Origin of the sequence: Caenimonas sedimenti, from assembly GCF_007833165.1 — a bacterium.
GTDB classification, from domain to species: domain Bacteria; phylum Pseudomonadota; class Gammaproteobacteria; order Burkholderiales; family Burkholderiaceae_C; genus Ramlibacter; species Ramlibacter sedimenti.
Genome location: NZ_VOBQ01000012.1, coordinates 254,726 through 274,304, shown reverse-complemented (window position 1 = coordinate 274,304; position 19,579 = coordinate 254,726). Strand labels below are relative to the sequence as shown.

Genomic DNA, 19,579 nt, shown 5'->3' with positions numbered 1-19,579 from the left:
CCTGCGAAGCGGACGCCGTGGCAACGCATGCGCCGGCTTCCGATCCGCCGTTGCTGGCGGTCGAGGCACTCGATGAATTCGTTGCCGAGATCGTCCGGCAGGCCCATGCGCGCGGCCTGCACGTGCCGTCGCGCTTCTTCGACTGGGCCACGGGCGACGGCACGCGGCTGGTGGAACGGCTGGTGCGCCGGCGCGCGGTCCCGCCTGGCGGCGCGCCGCAGGAACTCCTGACGGCACTGCGCTGCGGGGTCCGCTACTGGGTGGCGCCCTGGGTCGTCGCCCGCTTTCCCGAGCTGCGCGAGCTGTTCCCCGAACTCGCCGTGCGCAGCGGCGGCGAGGTCCTGACCGTTCTCGTCCGCACGGGCCGTTGGCGCTGTGCGAGCGGCAGCGGCTGCCTCTGGAAATTCTGCGAGGCCGGCTAGTGCGCCAGCGCGGCCGCCACCGCCGCGATCCGGGCCTGGTGAATTCTTTGCCCGATGGCTTGGCCGGCCAGCCCCCGAGCCTGGCCTTCTTCCGCGATGGCGGCGGTCGACACGGCGCGGGCGGCCCCCAATGCAGCCAGGAGGCGGTCCCTCTGCGGGTAGGGCCGCTCTTCCAGTCCGAGCCTTCCGCGTGCATCGCATTCGCACGCCAGCAGCACCTGCACGAACCGGTCCGGCTTGCGGAAGGCATCGCAGCGTTCCAGCAACCGAACCACGGCCGTCGCATCGAAGGCTTCGCTGCGATGGATGTTGCCGTGCTCGCGCGCCACCACTTCCGCCAGTTCGCGGCATTCGTTGGGCACGCGCAGCCGTTCGCAGAGGACCAGCAGCAAATCCACGCTGCGGGCTTCGTGGCCGAGGTGACGCGGCAGGATGTCGGCTGGCGTGGTGCCCTTGCCCAGGTCGTGGGTGAGGCAGGCGAAGCGCGCCGGCAACGGGGCCTGCAGGCGCGCCGCCATGTCCAGAACCATCATCAGGTGCACCCCGGTGTCGACCTCGGGGTGGTAGTCGGCGCGCTGCGGCACGCCCCAGAGCCGCTCCACCTCAGGCAGCAGCACGGCCAGCGCGCCGCAGCCGCGGAGCACCTCGAACATGCGGGATGGCCGCTGTTCCCCGAGGCCACGCGCCAGTTCCTGCCAGACACGTTCGGGCACCAGCGCATCCACCTCGCCGTCGGCCACCATGGCACGCATCAATGCTTGCGTTTCCGGCGCCACGCTGAACCCCGGGAAGCGCGCCGCGAAGCGCGCGACGCGCAGGATGCGCACAGGGTCCTCGCGGAACGCCTCCGTGACGTGGCGCAACATCTTGGCGCGCAAGTCGCCTTGTCCGTTGAACGGATCGACGAGCGTACCGTCCTCGGCTTGCGCCATGGCGTTGATCGTGAGATCGCGCCGGGCGAGGTCTTCCTCCAGCGTGACGCCCGGGTCCGTGTGGAAGGCGAAGCCGTGGTAGCCGCGCGCGGTCTTGCGCTCGGTCCGCGCTAGCGCGTACTCCTCCCGGGTCCTGGGGTGCAGGAAGACGGGGAAATCCTTGCCGACGGGCAGGTAGCCGCCGAGGATCATCTCCTCGGGCGTCGCGCCGACCACCACCCAATCGTTGTCGTGGACGGGCAGGCCCAGCAGGGCATCGCGCACCGCACCGCCGACTCGATAGGTTTGCATGCGGCCAGTTTAGCGGCCGAGACCTTTCCAGACTTCGCGAGCCTGCTGCTCGACATTCGGCGGGCAAGGCGGCAACGGCAGCCGGCAGTCGCCGACGGCATGCCCCAGCGTGCGCATCATCGCCTTGACGCACATCGAATACACGGCTTCGTCGGAGTTGACGAACCGGAACGAAGGGATCAGGGAAGCGTGCACCTCGCGTGCCTCCGCCACGCGCCCGGCGCGGAACGCCGCGAACATGCGCTGGAACTGCGGCCCGGTCCAATGCGATGTGGTGCCGACCAGACCCGCCGCGCCGACGGCGAGCAGCGGCAGCGTGTACGCGTCATCGCCCGAATACAAATCGAAGTGCTCGCCGGCCTGCGCGACCAGGGCTGCGGCAGCAGGCGGATCGCCCGTCGCATCTTTCAGCGCGACGATGTTCGGCACCTCGCGGAACAGCCGCAGCAGCACGTCCTCCGCGATCCGCCGGCCGGTGCGGCCGGGCACGTCGTAGAGCATGACCGGGAGCTTGGTCGCGCCGGCGATGGCGCGGAAATGCGCCTCGATGCCGGCTTGCGGCGGCCGGTTGTAGTACGGCCCGACGGCGATGATGCCGGCCGCACCCAGGCCCTGCGCTTCGCGCGTGAGCTGGATGCTGTGCGCCGTGTCGTTGCTGCTGGTGCCGGCCACCACGGGCACGATGACCGCCTCGCTGACGGCACGCACCAGGTTGCGGCGTTCATCGTCGGTGAGCGTCGAGACTTCGCCGGTCGTCGCGGTGACGACCAGGCCGTCGTTGCCGTTCGCGACCAGCCAGCGCGCGAGGTCGCGCGCTGCATCCAGGTCGACGCGGCCCGCGCCGTCGAACGGCGTGACCATCGCGCTCATGACCGTGCCCCAATGGCGGGGCGTCGACACGCCCGTCATCCTCGGGATGTCCGGTAGGGCTCGTCGAAATCCACGAAATCTTTCTCCGCCAGTGCGTCTTCCACCCAGGCCTTCACGCCGGAGAGCGCGCAGACGCGGCGGATGTAATCGGTGATGTGGCCAGGCACCGGCAGCGCGTAGTTCTTCAGGCGCATGCAGACCGGCGCGAAATAGGCGTCCGCGATGCTGAACTCGCCGAACAGCATCGGGCCCTTGTGGGTTTCCAGCAGCTCGGTCCACATCGCCACGATGCGCTGGACGTCCGCCCGCACCGCCGGCTGGTCGCGCCAGACCAGCGCGCCGGGCGTCGGCAGCGAAGCCTCGATGTTCATCGGGCAGTGGCTGCGCAGTGCGGCGAAACCGGAATGCATCTCGGCGCAAACGCTCCGGGCGCGCGCCCGTGCTTTGGTGTCGGCCGGCCACAGCTTCTTGTCGGGAAATTTCTCCGCTGCGTATTCCGCGATGGCGAGGGTGTCCCAGATGCTGAAGCCGTCGTCGACCAGCACCGGCACGCGCCCGACCGGATTGACCTTGAGGATGGCTTCCTTGAAACCCGAATCGCCGTCGAAGGAATCGAAGCGCACCATCTTTTCCTGGAACGGGATGCCGGCCTGCTTGAGCAGGACCCAGGGCCGCATGGACCAGGAAGAGTAGTTCTTGTTGCCGATGTAGAGGCTGAGCATGGCGGTCCTTGGTTGCAGTGAGCGCGATGCTAAGGGGCCGCGAAGCGCCGATTGATGCAAAAAAATCGCCGGATTGATGCCGGGGCGAACGGTCAGTCCTGCTTGCCTTCCTTGCGGAGCCCCCAACGCGTCAGCGGCCCTTCCAGCGCCAGGATCCCCAGCACCAGCAGCGTGCTGAGCACCGCCGTGCTCTCGCGGCCGAGCCCCGCGCACATGCCGATGGCGGCCGTCATCCAGATGCCGGCGGCCGTGGTCAGGCCCTTGACCTGCTCCTCGTTTTCGAGCTTCAGGATGCTGCCGGCGCAGATGAAACCCACCCCAGCCAGCAGCCCTTGCAGCACGCGGCTCAGGCCTTCGGCATCCATGCCAGCCTGCATCGGGGCCAGCACGAACAGCGCGGACCCCGCCGCCACCAGCATGTGGGTGCGGATGCCGGCTTCCTTGCCCTGGCGCTCGCGCTGCAGGCCGAGCAGCCCGCCCAGGACGGCGGCGAGCAGCAAGCGGACCACCAGCCGGGTGAGCTGCTCCGCATCGGCCAGATCCGAGAACTCCGAGGCGACAGTGCGCACTACGGTGTCCCACCAGGCCATCAGGGGATTTCCTTGTTGGGTTCCGGCAGGCTGGTTTCGCGCGGGCCGATGGTACCCAGCCGCGCCTTCAGCGATTGCGGCTGGCCGGTGAGGATGGCGGCGTAGAGCGTGGTGTTGGCCAGCACCTTCTTCACGTAGTCACGCGTCTCGTTGAACGGGATGTTCTCCGCCCAGGCGGCCGCTTCCATCACCGGGCCGTTGCGCCAGTTGCGGGGGCGGCCGGGGCCGGCGTTGTAGGCCGCGGCGGCCATGGGCATCGAGCCCGCGAAGTCGTCCAGCACGGTCTTCAGGTAGCCGGTGCCGATGGCGATGTTGACGTCGCGCTCGTTCAGCTGCTCGATCCGGAAGTCGTTCATGCCGATGCGCTTGGCGGTCCAGCGTGCCGTGGCCGGCATCACCTGCATCAGGCCGGACGCCCCGACGTGCGAGCGCGCGTCCATGATGAAGCGGCTTTCCTGGCGGATCAGCCCATAGACATAGGCGGGGTCCAGGCCGATCTCGCGGCTGCGCTGGACCACCTGCTCGCGGAACGGCATGGGGTAGCGCTGGGCCGCCTCGAATTCACCGCGCGTGCGCTCGCTGGTGTTGATGCAGCGGTCCCACACCTGCTTGTCGCAGGCGAACTGCGCGGCGGCCAGCAGCTCGCGGTCCGTCATGCCGCCCGGCTTGTGCAGGTTGGTGGTGTAGTTCCATTCGCGCACGCCCTCGGCGCGCAGCCCGATCGCGATGGCGTACAGCGCCCGGTTCAGGCCGGGATTCAGGCGCGCCGCCTCCTTCTCGGTGTCGGTCAGCGGACCCGGGCGGATCGGAACGACCACCTTCTGCCCCAGTTCCTCCAGCGCCAGCATCTCGTAGAAGCCGCGCGGCGAGGCGATGGATTCCAGCAGCTTCTGCGCTTCGGCGCGCTGGTTCTCGCCCGGCGTCCCCGCGAGCAAGGCTCGGGCCTTCCAATAGGCCCAGGTCGGATCCGCCTTGCCTTCGTCCGTCATGGAATTCACGGCCTGCAGCACGCCCGCCCAGTTGGGTGTCCGGCCGGCGCGCAGGGCCGCCCGCACCTTCCAGCCGAGCAGTTCGTCGCTCAGGTGGCTGTCGCGGCCGATCTTCGCGAAGTACGAATAGGCGTCCGGCTGCAGCTTCTGCGCGGCGAGCCGGCCGATCACGCCCCAGATCCAGTCGCGCTCCTCGGGGCTCATCTGCACGCCCCATTTGTTTTCCAGCTGGGTGGCGGCGCTTTCCAGTTCCGTGGTGGCCATCTTGATCAGCGCCAGGCCGGTCATTTCACGGCGCACTCGCGACGCGGCAAAGGCCCGGCTCGCCAGGAACTTCGCGGGGTTGGCGTTCAGCTCCGCCAGCTGCGGCAAGGCCTCCGGCGCCACGATCTCGATGGCGGCGGCTGCCGGCCGCGGGCGGTTGATCTCCACCGATTGGCGCGCCTTGCGCCAGGCATCTGCTTGCGTCAGGCGGTGCCGGCCCGCCGCGTTGTCGCCGATCATCCGGCTGGCGGCGGTGGCGCAGCCGTCGTCGCCCTCGCGCTGGGCCAGCCAGAGTTTGCGCACTTCGTCGGCGATGGCGGGAGCGGCGCTCGGCTCCTTCAGGTACTGCACCAGGAGCGCGTAGCAGCGGACCTCGCGGTCGTCGTTCATGCGGTAGCGAGGGTGCTCCTGGGCGAAGGTGGTCCAATCACGGCGCGCGCCCAGCATTTGCAGGTAGTCGTTGCGCAGGCGATCCTCCTGGTAGCTGCCGGCGTAGCGCGAGAAGAACTCCTGGATCTCCTGCATCGAGGCGGTGTCCAGGCGGGACCGCAGTTCCCAGTAGGCGGCCCACGGCTCCAGGGCATGCCCGCGGGCGGCCGGCAGCAGCTGCGCGAGCCGCGCCTTGTTGCCGGCGCGGAAAGCCTGCTGCATCTCGTGGATGACGTCGTCGCGGGGCTGCGCGGACACGGTCGCCGCGGCCGCAAACAACGCGAAGAACGTGAGCGGCGCGAACGATGCCAGAATTGTTCTCAACTTGGAGGGTAGGGACAACATCTCGCGATGTTATCCCCCCCTAAGAACCGTACGTGCAAGTTTCCCCGCATACGGCTCACGCACGACCACCGATTTACCGAGGACTGTTGAGTTGCATGCCTCAGTCCTGGCTCATCAGATTAAAGTCCCCGTGCTGGGACCGGCTTGGCAACCTCCAAACCCAGGGCGTGGATACGCCTGTGACATACCGGGTGCAACAAAACCCGGTTGGCAAGAGCATCGCTCCCGCCAAGCTGAACCGGCTCGATATGGTGGTCGTGCCAGCCGTCCTCAGCCACGTCGATTTCCTGCTGACAGTGAGCGCAGCGTCCATCCTGGGCGGCCCACAACTTGAACCGTTGGATGTCCCAGATGTCTTGCGACATCCGGTCCACCCGCAGGCGCTCGCCATAGACCTCCCACGCCGGGTCGAAGGGGTTGTAGTCCCCCTTGATCTTGACGTGACGAACAATTTTCGTGTCCGCCAACTGGTACAGGTGAATCCGTACCGCGTCACCCCGACGATCAACGCCGCGTCCCCCGAACTGCCGGCGCGAACCGGCACCCAGCCAGTAGTGGTCATAGACCCACTTGCTGGTTTTTCGTGAGTGCCTCCGCAACCCCCAACGCATCAACCGCCAGTAAATGAGGTGGTCGAGTTTGCTGAAGGTCTCTTTGGCCACGACGCCTTGGTGGTACCTGGCCCAGCCCATGAGGACGGGGTTCAGGCGCTGTATCAGCGTACTTGTTGGAACGGCCAGCGAGTCGGCAATGATTCCCTTGACCTTGTCGTAAAACGCTTTCGCGTTCTTCCGGCTCGGCTTGATGAGCAGCGTTCCTTGGAACTTCCGGAACGTCCACCCCAGGAAATCGAATCCTTCGTCGATATGCACGATGCGGGTCTTCTCCTTGGACAGCGTCAGTCCCCGCTCGCGCAGGAATTCTTCTATCCACGGTTGGACCACAGTTTCCAGCAACTCTTTCGAGCTGCAGGTCACCACGAAGTCATCGGCATACCGCACCAGATTCACCTTCGCGCTTGCAGCCGGTTTGAGACCCAACGTTTCCCGTAGGTAACGCGCGAGCCCCGTTTCCAGGCTGTTCAGCGTGATATTCGCCAGCAACGGAGAGATGATCCCGCCTTGCGGCGTTCCTTCTTCCGTGCGCCGGAGTTGACCCTTGTCGACTACTCCAGATTTCAACCACTTCTTTAGCGTCACCTTGCTCATGTGAGCGTGGTTCAGCAACCAGTCATGGTTGATGTTGTCGAAAAACCCTGCGATATCCGCATCCAGCACCCAGACGGCCGAAACCTTCCGGGACAGAACGCTGAACAACTGGCTCCGCGCATCGTGTGTAGATCGCCTTTTCCGGAATCCATACGAATTCGGATCAGACGAGCACTCGGTCGCTGGCTCCAGTGCAAGCAGAAAAAGCGCTTGCATCGCGCGATCGCGCATGGTGGGGATACCCAGGGGGCGTTCCTTCCCATTCGCTTTCGGAATCCAGACCCGCCGCAGTGGGCGTGCCCGGTATCCCTTCAGGTGAAGACAACCAATCGCGTTCCATTTCTTTTCTGGCGTGTCCCAAAGTACGCGGTCGATGCCACTCGTCCGCTTCCCTTGGTTCTCGGTTACTTTCCTGACCGCCAATGCCTTGGCCTGCCAGGATCGGATCAGACTCCGTTGAAGTCGTGTGACTCTCCGGAAGTCTTTCACCAGTTCTGCCTGCGCGATGCGCAGCTGCATCTTTCCGACAAACCGCATGACGTGCTTCCAATCGATGGAATGCCAGTCAGTTGGTCCGCTTGAAGACGCAGCATCCTTGCGGATGTTTTCCATACCTTCTCCAATGAGGATGACCCGTTGAAGAAGGGACCAACCCTGGAGGGTTGGTCCCTCCGGGTCGGTTGATGAAGTTGCAGCGGCTTCACGCCGTCGCACCTGTAGCAAGTCAGCAGGCTTTCACCTTGGGGAACAGGCCCCTATCCACTCCATTACAGACTGGCATTCGCTTTTTGCTACTTCCTCTACCCACTACACAACTCACCGTCACTCTGGCAGTGCCATTGATCGGGCTAGCCATCTCCTTGCGGACATGGCGGTGAATTGGGCTTACCTCGTTTCCCCCGGCGCCCACCAGTTGGCGGACCGGTGACGGGGTTAGGGACGTACTATCTGCCGGGTGCGGTTGTAGGGAACGAGTCCAGGTCGATGATCCTGAACTCCACAGCACCTTACCTTTTGGTTGCAGCTCCCCGCTTGCGCGGGATTCAAGAGTTAGCTGCTCAATTTTTACGGCAGTTCAAACGTACGTTCAGCTTTCGCTTTCCCATACCCTGTTCCCCTTCGTCTCTGGCCAGTCTTGTTCAGGCCATCGACCTTGCTTGCGCATGGTCTGTGTGCTCGCGCACGGGACGTTTATCCGCAGCTCCGCACCCCCGGATTACTCCAGAAGCACGTGCGGAAGGGGACGCGCTGTTCCAAGCGCGGTTCCGAGAAACAAGACGCCGGGGATGGCGTCGCTGTGACCGGGCTAGAGCCCCGGTGCTGCGTTCTCGCACTTGTAAAAGTTCGTAAAACGTAGCGTTCAGGCAACAGAAAAGCCAGCCTCGTGGCGGCTCTTGTTGCGAAGTCAACCCTGGGTGGGCTGCTTCAGGGGCTGGAAGTGACGGGCACCGCGCAGCCTCTTCTGGTTAGACTTCCTGGGAGGAAGCCGTCCGTTTTCCCTCTGGAAAACGGCTCTAGTTAAGGCGTAGACACACTACGCAACCAGCCCTTTCGGACTGGCTAGAAGCGACATCGAGTCGCACCATCGGGAAATTATGGACAGGTCGGAAGAAAAAAGGGCCTTGCGGAAGGGTTTGATTGAACAACGCCTCAACATGCCGGACCGGCTACAGCGGGCCGACCTGTTGCAGCGGGTGATGCGCATCTGGCTGGTGGGACGGCCCGATACCGTGATCGGGGCCTATTGGCCCATCAAGGGCGAGTTCGATCCCCTGCCGGCCCTCCACCGGTGGAAGGAGGACGGCGAGCTGCTGGACCAGGCGCAGTTGCGCCGCATCGGGCTGCCGGTCGTCGACAAGCTGCATCGGACGCTGAAATTCCACGCATGGTTCCCCGGTTGTCCGATGGAAGAGGATGCATACGGCATTCCCAAGCCCAAAGACACGGAAGTCGTGGTCCCCACGCTGCTGTTCGTGCCTTGCGTGGGCTACGGGCCGGGCGGTTACCGGCTGGGCTACGGCGGCGGCTTCTACGACCGCACCCTCGCGGAGCTGCAGCCGCGCCCGTTCACCGTCGGGCTGGGTTTCACCAACGGCTTCCTGGCCGATCTGGAGGCCGAACCGCACGACGTGCCGCTGGACACCATCCTGAACGACAACGGCGTCGTGTGGCCGTTCAGCTGAGGTGGACCCGGCGCGCCGCGCGCATCAATCCATGTCATCGACGGTGTCCGGGTCGGGCACTTCGCCGATGGTCTGGCGGGTGATCTTGCTCTGGGCCATCAGCCACTCGCAGAAGGCCTTGATCTCCGGGCGCTGCGCGCTGCGTGGGCCGACGATCAGCCAGTAGGCCATCGGCGAATCCATGCGCAGCTTGGGCAGGGGCTCGATCAGGTCGCCGTTGGCCAGGCTCTCCGCCACCAGCGGCAGGCGGGCCAGCACCACGCCCTGGCCGGTCAGCGCGGCCTGCACCATCTGGTAGGCATAGTTGAAATAGAGCCAGCGCTTCGGTTGCAGCTTGGACAGGCCGTGCTCGTCGAACCAGCGGCGCCAGGTGAGCCATTCCAGGTGCGTGTGGTGCGCGTCGCCCGCCTCGATGATCGTGAACTGCGCCAGGTCCGCCGGCTTTGCGAGCGGTGGGCCGCTCTTGAGCAGCCAGGGGCTCACCACCGGGGTCAGCTGCTCGCCGAACAGCCGCACGGCGGTCGGCGGCATGTTGGCCATGGGGCCGTAACGCAGCGCCATGTCGACGTCGGACACATCGAGGTCCATCTTGTTGTCCGACGCATCAATGCGGATGTCGATGTCCGGGTTGTCGCGCTGGAACTGCTCCAGCCGCGGGATCAGCCACATCGAGGCGAAGGAAGCAAAGGTGGTGAGGGCCACCGCCTGACGGCCCGCGCTCTGGCGGATCTGCCGCACGGCGTTGTCGATGCGCGGCAGCGACTGCGACACCGCCATCAGCAGTTGCGCGCCGGCGCTGGTCAGCTCCACGGCCCGCGTGTGGCGCAGGAACAGGCCCACCCCCACTTCTTCTTCCAGGGACTGGATCTGCCGGCTCACCGCCGACTGGGTGAGCGCCATCTCTTCCGCGGCGGCGCGGAAGTTGAGGTGCCGGGCGACGGCCTCGAAAGCGCGCATGTGGCCGGCGGAGATCGGCCGGCTGCGCAAATGGGTCTGCGAATGCTGCATGGAAGTTTGCCAGTCCGTGTCAGGAGCGTCCGGGGCATTGATGCGAATCGGGAATCAATAGGGTAGCCCGAATTCATTGGACTGCCAAGCACCGGCCGCCGATCATTCAATGCCGAAAAGAGATTACTCCCTCAAGCAAACCTCAGGAGAAACGCCATGTCCGCACCGTCGATCGCCCAACTGCTCCAAGCCTCCCCCGCCACGGCCCTGCCGGGCACCTGGAAGCTGGCCCGCGGCCGCGCCATCACCTTGCGGCCGGCCACCAACGGCGTCCTGCGCATCGGCCACGGCCGGGTCTGGGCCACGCTCGACGGCCCGCATGGGGTCTCGCCCACCGATTCCGGCGACCACATCCTCGAGGTGGGCCGTTCGATGTGGGTGCAGGCGGGACAGCGCGTCGTCATCGAGTCCTGGAACAAGACCGGCGCCGCCTATTTCAGCTGGGACCCGGTGCTGGCCCCGGTGGCCGTGCCTGCCGCCGCCGCCCGGCGCATCAGGTTCGCCGGCGTGCGGCAGCCGCTGGCCGACCTGCGCATGGCCGTGGCGCTGGGCCTGCGCGCGCTGGGCCGGCTGGCGGTGGGGGTCGGCCACCTGGTGGTCGACCTGGTGCCCGTCCGCAGCGCCCCGCGGGGCCGCATGGCCAGTTGCGGCGCGCACGGTGCCATGGGCTGAACCCGGCCCTCGCTGCCAGGCGCGCGCCGCTTCCCGCGGCGCGCGCCTTTTTCATGGAGCCAGCGGGCGCATGCCCATAATCGCCGCATGGCGCGCCCCAAGTCCCTGCAACACGAGTTCCGGCGCGACGAGATCCTGGACATCGCGGCCCAATGCTTTGCCGAGCGCAGCTATCCCGCGGCCAGCATGAACGACATCGCGGCGTCTTGCGGCACCTCCAAGGCACGCCTGTATCACTATTACGACAGCAAGGAAGCCATCCTGTTCGACCTGCTGGACCGCTACACGCAGCGGCTGCTGGCGCTGATCGGCCAGGCCGAGGCGACGGCACAGCGGCGCAGCCTGGACGAGCGCGCCGCGCTGCACGAGCTGATCCGCACCTTCCTGGACGAATACGAACACTCGGCGACCCGGCACATCGCGCTGCTGCATGACACCAAGTTCCTGGGCGAGGCGCAGCGGGAACTGATCCTGGACCGGCAGCGCGACGTGGTTTCGGCGGTCACGCGTTTCCTCACCCGGGCCTATCCGCACCGGCTGGACGCGCGCAACCAGACCGCGCTGACCATGATGCTGTTCGGCATGATCAACTGGACCTTCACCTGGCTGCGCCCCGGTGGCGCGATGAGCTACCCGGCATTCGCCGAGGAAGTCATCGCCCTGCTGGAGCGCGGGCTGGCGCCGGCGGCATGAACCGGGTGCACGTGGTCATCATGGGCGTCGCGGGCTGCGGGAAATCCGCGGTCGGGGCCTTGCTGGCGGCCCGCCTCGGCGTGCCGCTGATCGAGGGCGATGACTTCCACCCGGCGGCCAACATCGAAAAGATGCGCCAGGCCCTGCCGCTCGACGACAACGACCGCGCAGGCTGGCTCGCGCGCCTGGCCGAAGAACTGTGCGCGCATCCGGGAGGCGCCGTGCTGACCTGCTCGGCGCTCAAGGTGGCGTACCGGGTGCGGCTGCGCGAGGCGGTGCCCGATCTGAAGTTCGTGCACCTGGCCTTGAGCCAGCACCAGGCGATGGAGCGCGTGGCTTCCCGCACCGACCACTTCTACCCGCCCAGCCTGGTGGCCAGCCAGTTCGAAGCGCTGCAGGATCCGGCGGGCGAGCCGGGGGTGCTGGTGGTGGATGCCACGGCCCACGTGGCCCGCCTGGTCGACCAGGCCGTGGATTGGCTGGGGCGGGCGGCGGAACGGTAAGCCATTCAACAATCCGTAATCGATTACGAATAGGTAAAATCGCCTGCTCGTTCCCAGGAGTTTCCGCGTGAGCAAAGCATTCGCCAGCCAGGCCGATCTGGCCGACAAGAAAATCACCTTCGAACAGCTGTCGCCGCACTGCTGGGCGTACACCGCGGAAGGCGACCCGAACTCGGGCGTCATCATCGGCGAGCGCTTCATCATGGTCAGCGACGCCACCGCGACGCCGGCGATGGCGAAAGACCTGATCGCTCGGATCCGCGAGGTGAGCGACAAGCCGATCAAGTACGTCCTGCTCACCCATTACCACGCGGTCCGCGTGCTGGGTGCAAGCGCTTACGTGGCCGAAGGCGCCACCGAAGTGATCGCCAGCCAGGGCACCTATGAACTGATCGTCGAGCGCGGCGCGGAAGACATGCAGTCCGAGATGGACCGCTTTCCGCGCCTGTTCCGCAATGCCGAGAGCATCCCAGGCCTCACCTGGCCGACCATGGTGATCGGTGGCGGTGATGCCACCAAGGGCGAAGTGCCCGGCAGGCTGACGGTCGACCTCGGCGGCGTGCGCGTGCAGATGTGGTCGCCCGGCTACGGCCACACGCGCGGTGACACCATCGCCTGGGTCGAGGAAGAGAAGGTGCTCTTTTCTGGCGACCTGGTCGAATTCGAAGCCGGCGTGTACACCGGCGATGCCCAGCTCGAGGAATGGCCGGCCACGCTGGAAGCGCTGCGCGCCCTGAAGGCCGAGGCCATCGTGCCTGGGCGGGGCGAGGCCATGAAGGGCAACGCGCAGGTCAACAAGGCACTCGACTACACCCAACGCTGGGTGGAAACGTTGTACCGCTGCGGCCGCGAAGCGGCGGCGGCCAACATGGACCTGAAGGCCGCGATGGAGCACACGCGCAAGGCCATGGACCCGGTCTTCGGTCACGTGTTCATCTACGAGCACTGCCTGCCCTTCGACGTGAGCCGGGCCTACGACGAGGCCAAGGGCATCAAGAACCCGCGCATCTGGACGGCCGAGCGGGACAAGGAAATGTGGGCCGCGCTGCAGGCGTAGGACACGGCTGACGGCGCTGCGCCGGAGCGGATGACAACAGCGAAGCTCCGCAGTTTCTAAGCTGGACCAAAGGCGGCCCGGTGGGCCGCCGATCCACCGAGGAGACCGACCCATGCCCCAGGACAACAAGTCCCCCCGCGGCCTGCAGCAGCAGCCCGCCCGCGTCACCGACCGCGAGCAGCAGCGCGCCGGTGCCACCGATTTCCAGCGCCAGCAACAGGCCGGCACCCAGGACGGCAAGCCGCAGCAGCAGATGGGCGAGGGCAGCTACGAAGCCACCCGCGACTACCAGAAGGACATCAAGGACTACTTGCAGAAAGCCGACGTGGAAGCGGATGCCGAAGCCGCCAAGCCGCGTTCGGAGTCCGAGGCGCGTGAACTGGAAGAGGCCGAGCGCGAAGGCCGCTCGCACTCCAAGGGCGAGCGCTAAACGTCCACAGGCGCCGCACGGCGCGCTGCCGCCAGCGCGAACAGCGCCAAAGCGGACAGCGTGCCCGCGAGAGCGATCAGCCCGGCCCATTGCAAAACGGCACCGCTCGCGAGCGGGCCGATGCTGCCACCGAGCGTGTACCCCGTGATCATCGCTGCCGCGCCGCCCGCCGTGGCGCGGCCGGCGAAAGCGTGCGCCACCTGCACCATGGTCAGCGTGTAGAGCGCACCACCCACGCCGCCCCAGACCAGCCCGCAAGCCCAGAGCAGCCAGGGCACCTGCCCGACAAAGCCGAAGGCGATGCTCGCCAGCAGCAGCGCGAACGCCGCGCCGGTGAAGACGTTGCGCATGCGGAAGTGATCGGCCGCCAGACCGGCCGGGTACTGGCACAGGAAGCTGCCGATGCCGACGGCGCCCGCGACGGTGGCCGCCGCTGCCAGCGACCGCCCCGTGGCCGACGCGTGGGCGCTGCCGATCGCGCCCAGCCCCGCCTCGAACACGCCGCCCGTGAAGGCGATCGCGGCCAGCCAAGGCACGTCGCGCAGCGCGCGCCAGGTGCCAGCCTCGTGGTGCGGCGTGGCGCCGCCGCTGTCCAGAGGCCGCGCGGCCAGCGACAGCGCCTGGCAGCCCGCCACCATGACGGCGGCCAGCCAGAGCGTGGTCTTCGCATCCCCGCCCAGCATCGCCGGCACGAACGGTCCGATGGCGAGCGCCGCGCCCAGCGCCGTCTGGTAAAGGCCCATGACGCGGCCGCGCATCGCCGGCGGTGCCTGCTGGGCCAACAGCGCTTCCGTGGCGTTCCACAAGGCGGCGGCGCCGATGCCGCTCACGACCGAGCAGAGGCTCCAAACCCAGAGGCCATCCCCGAGCGCATAGCCGATGGCGGACACCAGTTCCAGCGCGGCGCCCCACCGATAGGTGGGCAGCACGCCGAAGCGGGCCAGCACCCGGGGCACCACCGGGATCAGCGCGCCGATCAGCAGGAAGGGCAGCATCGCGAAGGCGCCGATGACCGCCGTCCCGTACCCGGCCTGCTGGAGCAGCACCGCCAGCACCGGCCCCGTCATCGAAAAGGCCAGCACGATGAGCGACGTCGCGAGCCCCAGCCGCCACACCAGGGCAAGCCCTGCCGCCGATGGCGTCATCGGCGGGCCGCGAGCTCGCGCAGGTCGCGCTGGTAGGCACGCAGCCGCCGCACCGCCTGGTCGCGTTGGGCGGGCGTGGTGCTTTCGTGCACCGCCGCGAAAGTGCGGCAGGTCTCCTGCACCAGGTCCTCCTGCAAGCGGCGGAACGCCGGGTCAGGTGACCGCTGCGCGCGCTGCAGGTACGCCCGGATGGCCGCGGCGCCGTCCTCCGGAGCGCCCGGCGCTTCCTGGATGCGCCTCAGGGTCTGCAGCAAGTCCTGCTGGCGCCGCTGCCGCTCGCCCAGCATGCGGGCGGCATCGAAGATCGACTGGTCGATGCCCTGGCGCAGCACCGCGCGCTGCGGCTCCTCGAGGTTGCCGTAGATCATCTCCGCGCGCTCGACGGCCTGCTGGAAGCGCTTGTCCCGCAGTTCGGCCGGCGGCAGCTCGACCCAGTCCTTGCGGAAGGTCTCGTTGTTGTTCCGGTACTTGCGCTCCAGGTGGCGCAGCTGCCTGGCGTCAAGGCCGGCCGCGAGCGCGCTCACCGCCGGTTCGGCGCGCTCGGCCACCAGGTTGAGCCGGCCCTGGATCTCCGTCACGAAGGCGCAGGCCTGCGGCGCCTTGATCGAACCGCCAGCCAGCTGTTCCATGCGCCCCAGGATCTCAGCCAGGCGCGGCAGCTCTTCCTGCCGGTGCCAGGCGTGCAGCCGCGCGAGTTCGGTCCGCACCTGCGGTGTCTGCGCGTCCGTGAAGTCGACGTAGCCGTCCAGCCACCAGTAGGCGAGGTCGGGCAGGGTGTTGTAGCCCAGCTTGATGGCGCTGCAACCGGCCAGGGCCAAAGCGATGGCGAGCGCGCCGATAATGCCTGCGAAGCGCGAACGTGTGGTTTTCATGAGCGGGAAGGGACAGGCATGGCGGCAGTCGATGTGGTGGTGATGGCGGCGGGCAAGGGCACCCGGATGAAGAGCCGTCTGCCCAAGGTTTTACACCGGTTGGGCGGGCGCCCGCTGATCGACCATGTGATTGCCACCGCCCAGGGCGTGGGCGCGCGGCGCGTGATCGTCATCACGGGCCATGGCGCGGCCGAGGTGGAGGGCTCGCTGGCACACACTGCTGCGGCCGCCGGACACGCCACGCCCACCTTCGTGCGGCAGGAGCCGCAGCTCGGCACCGGCCACGCAGTGCAGCAGGTGGTGCCGGTGCTGCCGGACGACGGCATCGCGCTCATCCTCAATGGCGACGTGCCGCTGATCCGCGCGGAGACGCTGCAGGCGCTGGTGGAACGATCGGGCGGCGCGCGGCTCGCGCTGCTGACGGTGGAGATGAAGGATCCGGCGGGCTACGGCCGCATCGTGCGCGAAGGCGACGAGGTGCGCGCCATCGTCGAACACAAGGATGCGAGCGCCGAACAGCGCCGCATCACCGAGGTGTACACCGGCTTCATGGCGGTGCCTTCTGCGCTGCTGAAGCGCTGGCTGGCGCGCCTGACCAACGACAACGCGCAGGGCGAGTACTACCTCACCGACATCGTGAAGCTCGCGGTCGCGGACGGCCAGCAGGTCGTCGCCAGTCTGGCCGCGGATGGCGTGGAGGTCGATGGCGTCAACAGCCCGGTGCAGCTGGCCGAACTGGAACGCGCGTTCCAGCGGCGGCAGGCACATGCGCTGATGGAGCAGGGCGTGCGCCTCGCCGATCCGGCCCGCTTCGATCTGCGCGGCACGCTGGCCTGCGGGCAGGACGTGGAGATCGACGTCAATTGCGTGTTCGAGGGGCGGGTCGAGCTGGGCGATGGCGTTCGGATCGGCGCGAACTGCGTCATCGCGAATGCGCGCATCGCCGCCGGCGCGGTGATCCATGCGTTCACGCACATCGACGGCGAGAAGGCCGGCGTGACGGTGGGCGAGGGCGCCCTGATCGGTCCGTTCGCCCGGCTGCGGCCTGGCGCTGAACTGGGCGCCGAGGTCCACATCGGGAATTTCGTCGAGGTGAAGAACAGCACGCTCGCGCGCGGGGCCAAGGCCAACCACCTGGCCTACCTGGGTGACGCGACGGTCGGTGAGCGGGTGAACTACGGGGCCGGCAGCATCACCGCCAACTACGACGGCGCGAACAAGCACCGCACCGTGATCGAGGCCGACGTGCACGTGGGCAGCAACTGCGTGCTGGTTGCGCCGGTCACAGTGGCGGCCGGCGGCACGGTGGGCGCGGGGTCCGTGATCAACAAGAACACGGCGGCGGGCGCACTCTCCGTCGCGCGGGCGCGGCAGGCGAGCATCGCCAACTGGGAACGCCCGAAGAAGGCCCCCAAGCCGTAGCGCGGGTTTAGCGGCGCGCGGCAGGCTCCAGCCCGACGCGCGGCTGGAACTTGGCGCGGCGCACCGAAAAGAACGCCTTGACGTTGCGCACATTGGCGTCGCTGGTGAACAGGCGCTGGGCGAGCGCCAGGTAGTCCGGCATGTCGCGGGCGCGGACCACCAGCACGAAATCGGGGCCGGGCGACACGCGGTAGCACTGCTGCACGGCGTCGTCGGCGCTGACGCGCGCTTCGAAAGCTTCCTGCTCTTCTGCGCCCTGGCGGTCCAGCGAGATTTCCACGATGGCCTCCAGCCCCTGGCCGAGGGCGCGAGCCACCCGCTCGGGGTTCAGCAACGCGACCTGCCGCTCGATCAGCCCCGCGTCGCGCAGGCGTTTCACACGCCGCAAGCAGGTGGGCGGCGAGACATGGACGCGGGCTGCGAGTTCGAGATTGCTCATCGAGCAGTCTTCCTGCAGTTGCGCGAGGATCGTCAAGTCGATCGCATCGAGGCTCAATTCTTCCGAAATGTCCATGATGATGGAATTTAAAATCACATAGTCATCGAATAGTTCAATTATTCCATATTCTGATCAATTAAGAACCCATATTCCACGAACTGGCGCCTAGAGTCGATCCCATCAAAGAAAGGCATTCCCATGTGCGGCATCGTCGGCGCGGTTTCCACCCGCGATATCGTCCCCATCCTGGTGCAAGGGCTCCAGCGGCTCGAATACCGCGGTTACGACTCGTGCGGGGTCGCCGTCTATGCCGACGGCCTCAGGCGGGCGCGGAGCACCTCCCGGGTGGCCGAACTGCTGGAACAGGTCCGCGGGGAACACATCGCGGGCTCGACCGGCATCGCGCACACCCGCTGGGCGACCCACGGCGCGCCCGCCGTGCACAACGCGCACCCGCACTTCAGCCACGGCCCCGGCGAGAACGCCGCCCATGGGCCGGGCCGCGTCGCGCTGGTCCACAACGGCATCATCGAGAACCACGACGAACTGCGCGCCGCGCTGAAGGCCAAGGGCTACCGCTTCACCAGCCAGACCGACACCGAGGTGATCAGCCACCTGATCGACAGCCTCTACGACGGGGACATCTTCGAGGCAGTCAAATCCGCCGTCGGCCAGCTGCACGGGGCCTATGCGATCGCGGTGTTCTGCAAGGACGAACCCAACCGCGTGATCGGCGCGCGCTACGGCTCGCCGCTGGTGCTGGGCGTCGGCAAGGACGAGAACTTCCTGGCGAGCGACGCGATGGCACTGGCCGGCGTGACCGACCAGATCGTCTACCTGGAAGAAGGCGACGTCGTCGACCTGCAGCTGGGCCGCACCTGGATCGTGGACCGCGCGCACAAGGCGGTGACCCGCCCCGTGAAGACGGTGCATGCCCACAGCGGCGCGGCCGAACTCGGGCCCTACCGGCACTACATGCAGAAGGAGATCTTCGAGCAGCCGCGCGCGATCGCCGACACGCTGCAGGGGGTCGAAAGCATCATGCCGGAGCTGTTCGGTGACGGCGCGCACACGGTGTTCAAGCAGATCGACAACGTGCTGATCCTGGCCTGCGGCACGAGTTACTACAGCGGCTGCACCGCCAAGTACTGGCTGGAGGACATCGCGCGCATCCCCACGCAGGTGGAGATCGCCAGCGAATACCGCTATCGCACCAGCGTCCCCAATCCGCGCACGCTGGTCGTCACGATCAGCCAGTCCGGCGAGACCGCCGATACGATCGCAGCGCTGAAGCACGCGCGCTCGCTCGGCATGGAGCACACGCTGACCATCTGCAACGTCGGCACCTCGGCGATGGTGCGCGAATGCAAGCTGGCGTACCTCACGCGCGCCGGCGTGGAGATCGGCGTCGCCTCGACCAAGGCGTTCACGACGCAGCTGGCGGGCCTGTTCCTGCTGACGCTGGCGCTGGCGCAGTCACGTGGCCACCTCACGGACGCGCAGGAAGCCGAACACCTGAAGGCGATGCGCCACTTGCCGGTGGCCCTGGCCGCGGTGCTGGCGCTGGAGCCGCAGCTCATCGCCTGGGCGCAGGACTTCACGGGCAAGGAGAACGCGCTGTTCCTGGGCCGGGGCCTGCACTACCCCATCGCGCTGGAAGGCGCGCTGAAGCTGAAGGAGATCAGCTACATCCACGCCGAGGCCTACCCCGCCGGTGAACTGAAGCATGGCCCGCTCGCGCTGGTGACCAGCGAGATGCCGGTGGTGACGGTGGCGCCCAACGACACCCTGCTGGAGAAGCTGAAGAGCAACATGCAGGAGGTGCGTGCGCGAGGCGGCGTGCTCTATGTGCTGGCCGACGCCGATTCCCGCATCGAGAGCAGCGAAGGCATCCACGTGATCCGCATGCCGGAGCACTATGGGGCGCTCAGCCCGCTGCTGCACGTGGTGCCTCTGCAGTTGCTGGCGTATCACACGGCGTGCGCAAGAGGGACCGACGTCGACAAGCCGCGGAACCTGGCGAAGAGCGTGACGGTGGAGTGACCGGCCGGGCGGCACGAAGGCGCCGCCCAGCAAGCCCATCCACGTCCTGG

At 67.3% G+C, this 19,579-nt stretch carries 19 protein-coding genes; 9 read left to right on the top strand and 10 right to left on the bottom strand.

Translation table 11 applies throughout. From position 1 onward, the window contains the following. Positions 1-17: 17 nt before the first annotated feature. The gene (locus FN976_RS16110; RefSeq protein WP_145894055.1) at positions 18-422 is read left to right on the top strand and encodes a hypothetical protein; all 405 of its coding nucleotides are present in this window, start codon (positions 18-20) and stop codon (positions 420-422) included. Here the strand turns inward: FN976_RS16110 and FN976_RS16105 are convergent. The 6 genes from FN976_RS16105 to ltrA all read right to left on the bottom strand — a co-directional run bounded on the left by FN976_RS16105 (position 419) and on the right by ltrA (position 7,674). Then, positions 419-1,645 (bottom strand): multifunctional CCA addition/repair protein, encoded by a 1,227-nt coding sequence (locus FN976_RS16105; protein ID WP_145894054.1) that lies wholly within the window; start codon positions 1,643-1,645, stop codon positions 419-421. The two genes, FN976_RS16110 and FN976_RS16105, sit on opposite strands and share 4 nt — an antisense overlap. Positions 1,646-1,654: 9 nt before the next feature. Then, positions 1,655-2,545 carry a 4-hydroxy-tetrahydrodipicolinate synthase gene (gene dapA / locus FN976_RS16100; protein ID WP_255440477.1) on the bottom strand — a complete coding sequence of 297 codons (891 nt, stop codon included), beginning with the start codon at positions 2,543-2,545 and terminating at the stop codon, positions 1,655-1,657. Between the two features lie 5 nt (positions 2,546-2,550). Beyond that, positions 2,551-3,237, bottom strand: coding sequence for a glutathione S-transferase family protein (locus FN976_RS16095; protein WP_145894052.1), 687 nt, complete (start codon positions 3,235-3,237; stop codon positions 2,551-2,553). Positions 3,238-3,329: 92 nt separating this feature from the next. Continuing rightward, positions 3,330-3,827 carry an MgtC/SapB family protein gene (locus FN976_RS16090; RefSeq protein ID WP_145894051.1) on the bottom strand — a complete coding sequence of 166 codons (498 nt, stop codon included), beginning with the start codon at positions 3,825-3,827 and terminating at the stop codon, positions 3,330-3,332. After that, positions 3,827-5,854, bottom strand: a complete 2,028-nt coding sequence (locus FN976_RS16085) for a lytic transglycosylase domain-containing protein (protein WP_145894050.1) — start codon at positions 5,852-5,854, stop codon at positions 3,827-3,829. Before FN976_RS16085 ends, FN976_RS16090 begins: the two co-directional genes overlap by 1 nt. A gap of 119 nt (positions 5,855-5,973) precedes the next feature. Beyond that, complete coding sequence (ltrA, locus tag FN976_RS16080; RefSeq protein ID WP_145894049.1) at positions 5,974-7,674, bottom strand: group II intron reverse transcriptase/maturase; 1,701 nt, start codon at positions 7,672-7,674, stop codon at positions 5,974-5,976. Positions 7,675-8,657: 983 nt separating this feature from the next. Here ltrA and FN976_RS16075 point away from each other — a divergent pair. Next, positions 8,658-9,245 (top strand): 5-formyltetrahydrofolate cyclo-ligase, encoded by a 588-nt coding sequence (locus tag FN976_RS16075; protein ID WP_145894048.1) that lies wholly within the window; start codon positions 8,658-8,660, stop codon positions 9,243-9,245. Positions 9,246-9,269: 24 nt separating this feature from the next. Here the strand turns inward: FN976_RS16075 and FN976_RS16070 are convergent, their stop codons facing one another. Beyond that, complete coding sequence (locus FN976_RS16070) at positions 9,270-10,253, bottom strand: LysR substrate-binding domain-containing protein (protein ID WP_145894047.1); 984 nt, start codon at positions 10,251-10,253, stop codon at positions 9,270-9,272. Between the two features lie 156 nt (positions 10,254-10,409). Here FN976_RS16070 and FN976_RS16065 point away from each other — a divergent pair, with 156 nt between their 5' ends. The 5 genes from FN976_RS16065 (at position 10,410) to FN976_RS16045 (ending at position 13,608) form a co-directional block, all read left to right on the top strand. Continuing rightward, a complete protein-coding gene (locus tag FN976_RS16065) occupies positions 10,410-10,925 on the top strand; it encodes a DUF2917 domain-containing protein (RefSeq protein WP_145894046.1) in 516 nt (171 codons plus the stop codon). Positions 10,926-11,012: 87 nt separating this feature from the next. After that, a complete protein-coding gene (locus FN976_RS16060) occupies positions 11,013-11,618 on the top strand; it encodes a TetR/AcrR family transcriptional regulator (protein WP_145894045.1) in 606 nt (201 codons plus the stop codon). After that, positions 11,615-12,121 (top strand): gluconokinase, encoded by a 507-nt coding sequence (locus FN976_RS16055; RefSeq protein WP_145894044.1) that lies wholly within the window; start codon positions 11,615-11,617, stop codon positions 12,119-12,121. Before FN976_RS16060 ends, FN976_RS16055 begins: the two co-directional genes overlap by 4 nt. 67 nt (positions 12,122-12,188) lie before the next feature. Beyond that, positions 12,189-13,178, top strand: a complete 990-nt coding sequence (locus tag FN976_RS16050) for an MBL fold metallo-hydrolase (protein WP_145894043.1) — start codon at positions 12,189-12,191, stop codon at positions 13,176-13,178. 112 nt (positions 13,179-13,290) lie between these two features. Beyond that, positions 13,291-13,608 (top strand): hypothetical protein, encoded by a 318-nt coding sequence (locus FN976_RS16045; RefSeq protein ID WP_145894042.1) that lies wholly within the window; start codon positions 13,291-13,293, stop codon positions 13,606-13,608. Here FN976_RS16045 and FN976_RS16040 read toward each other — a convergent pair. Next, positions 13,605-14,753: an MFS transporter gene (locus tag FN976_RS16040; RefSeq protein WP_145894041.1), complete on the bottom strand. Its 1,149-nt coding sequence runs from the start codon at positions 14,751-14,753 to the stop codon at positions 13,605-13,607. The genes FN976_RS16045 and FN976_RS16040 overlap by 4 nt on opposite strands. After that, on the bottom strand, positions 14,750-15,625 hold the full coding sequence (locus tag FN976_RS16035; RefSeq protein ID WP_145894040.1) for a DUF6279 family lipoprotein: 876 nt from the start codon (positions 15,623-15,625) through the stop codon (positions 14,750-14,752). The genes FN976_RS16040 and FN976_RS16035 overlap by 4 nt, the downstream gene beginning before the upstream one ends. Positions 15,626-15,643: 18 nt before the next feature. On the opposite strand from FN976_RS16035, the gene glmU reads away from it, so the two are divergent. After that, complete coding sequence (gene glmU, locus FN976_RS16030) at positions 15,644-17,047, top strand: bifunctional UDP-N-acetylglucosamine diphosphorylase/glucosamine-1-phosphate N-acetyltransferase GlmU (protein ID WP_145894039.1); 1,404 nt, start codon at positions 15,644-15,646, stop codon at positions 17,045-17,047. Between the two features lie 7 nt (positions 17,048-17,054). Here the strand turns inward: glmU and FN976_RS16025 are convergent, their stop codons facing one another. Beyond that, entirely contained in the window at positions 17,055-17,561 is a 507-nt protein-coding gene (locus tag FN976_RS16025; RefSeq protein WP_145894038.1) for an Lrp/AsnC family transcriptional regulator, read from the bottom strand. 123 nt (positions 17,562-17,684) lie between these two features. On the opposite strand from FN976_RS16025, the gene glmS reads away from it, so the two are divergent. Continuing rightward, positions 17,685-19,529 carry a glutamine--fructose-6-phosphate transaminase (isomerizing) gene (glmS, locus tag FN976_RS16020; RefSeq protein WP_145894037.1) on the top strand — a complete coding sequence of 615 codons (1,845 nt, stop codon included), beginning with the start codon at positions 17,685-17,687 and terminating at the stop codon, positions 19,527-19,529. Positions 19,530-19,579 lie beyond the last annotated feature (50 nt).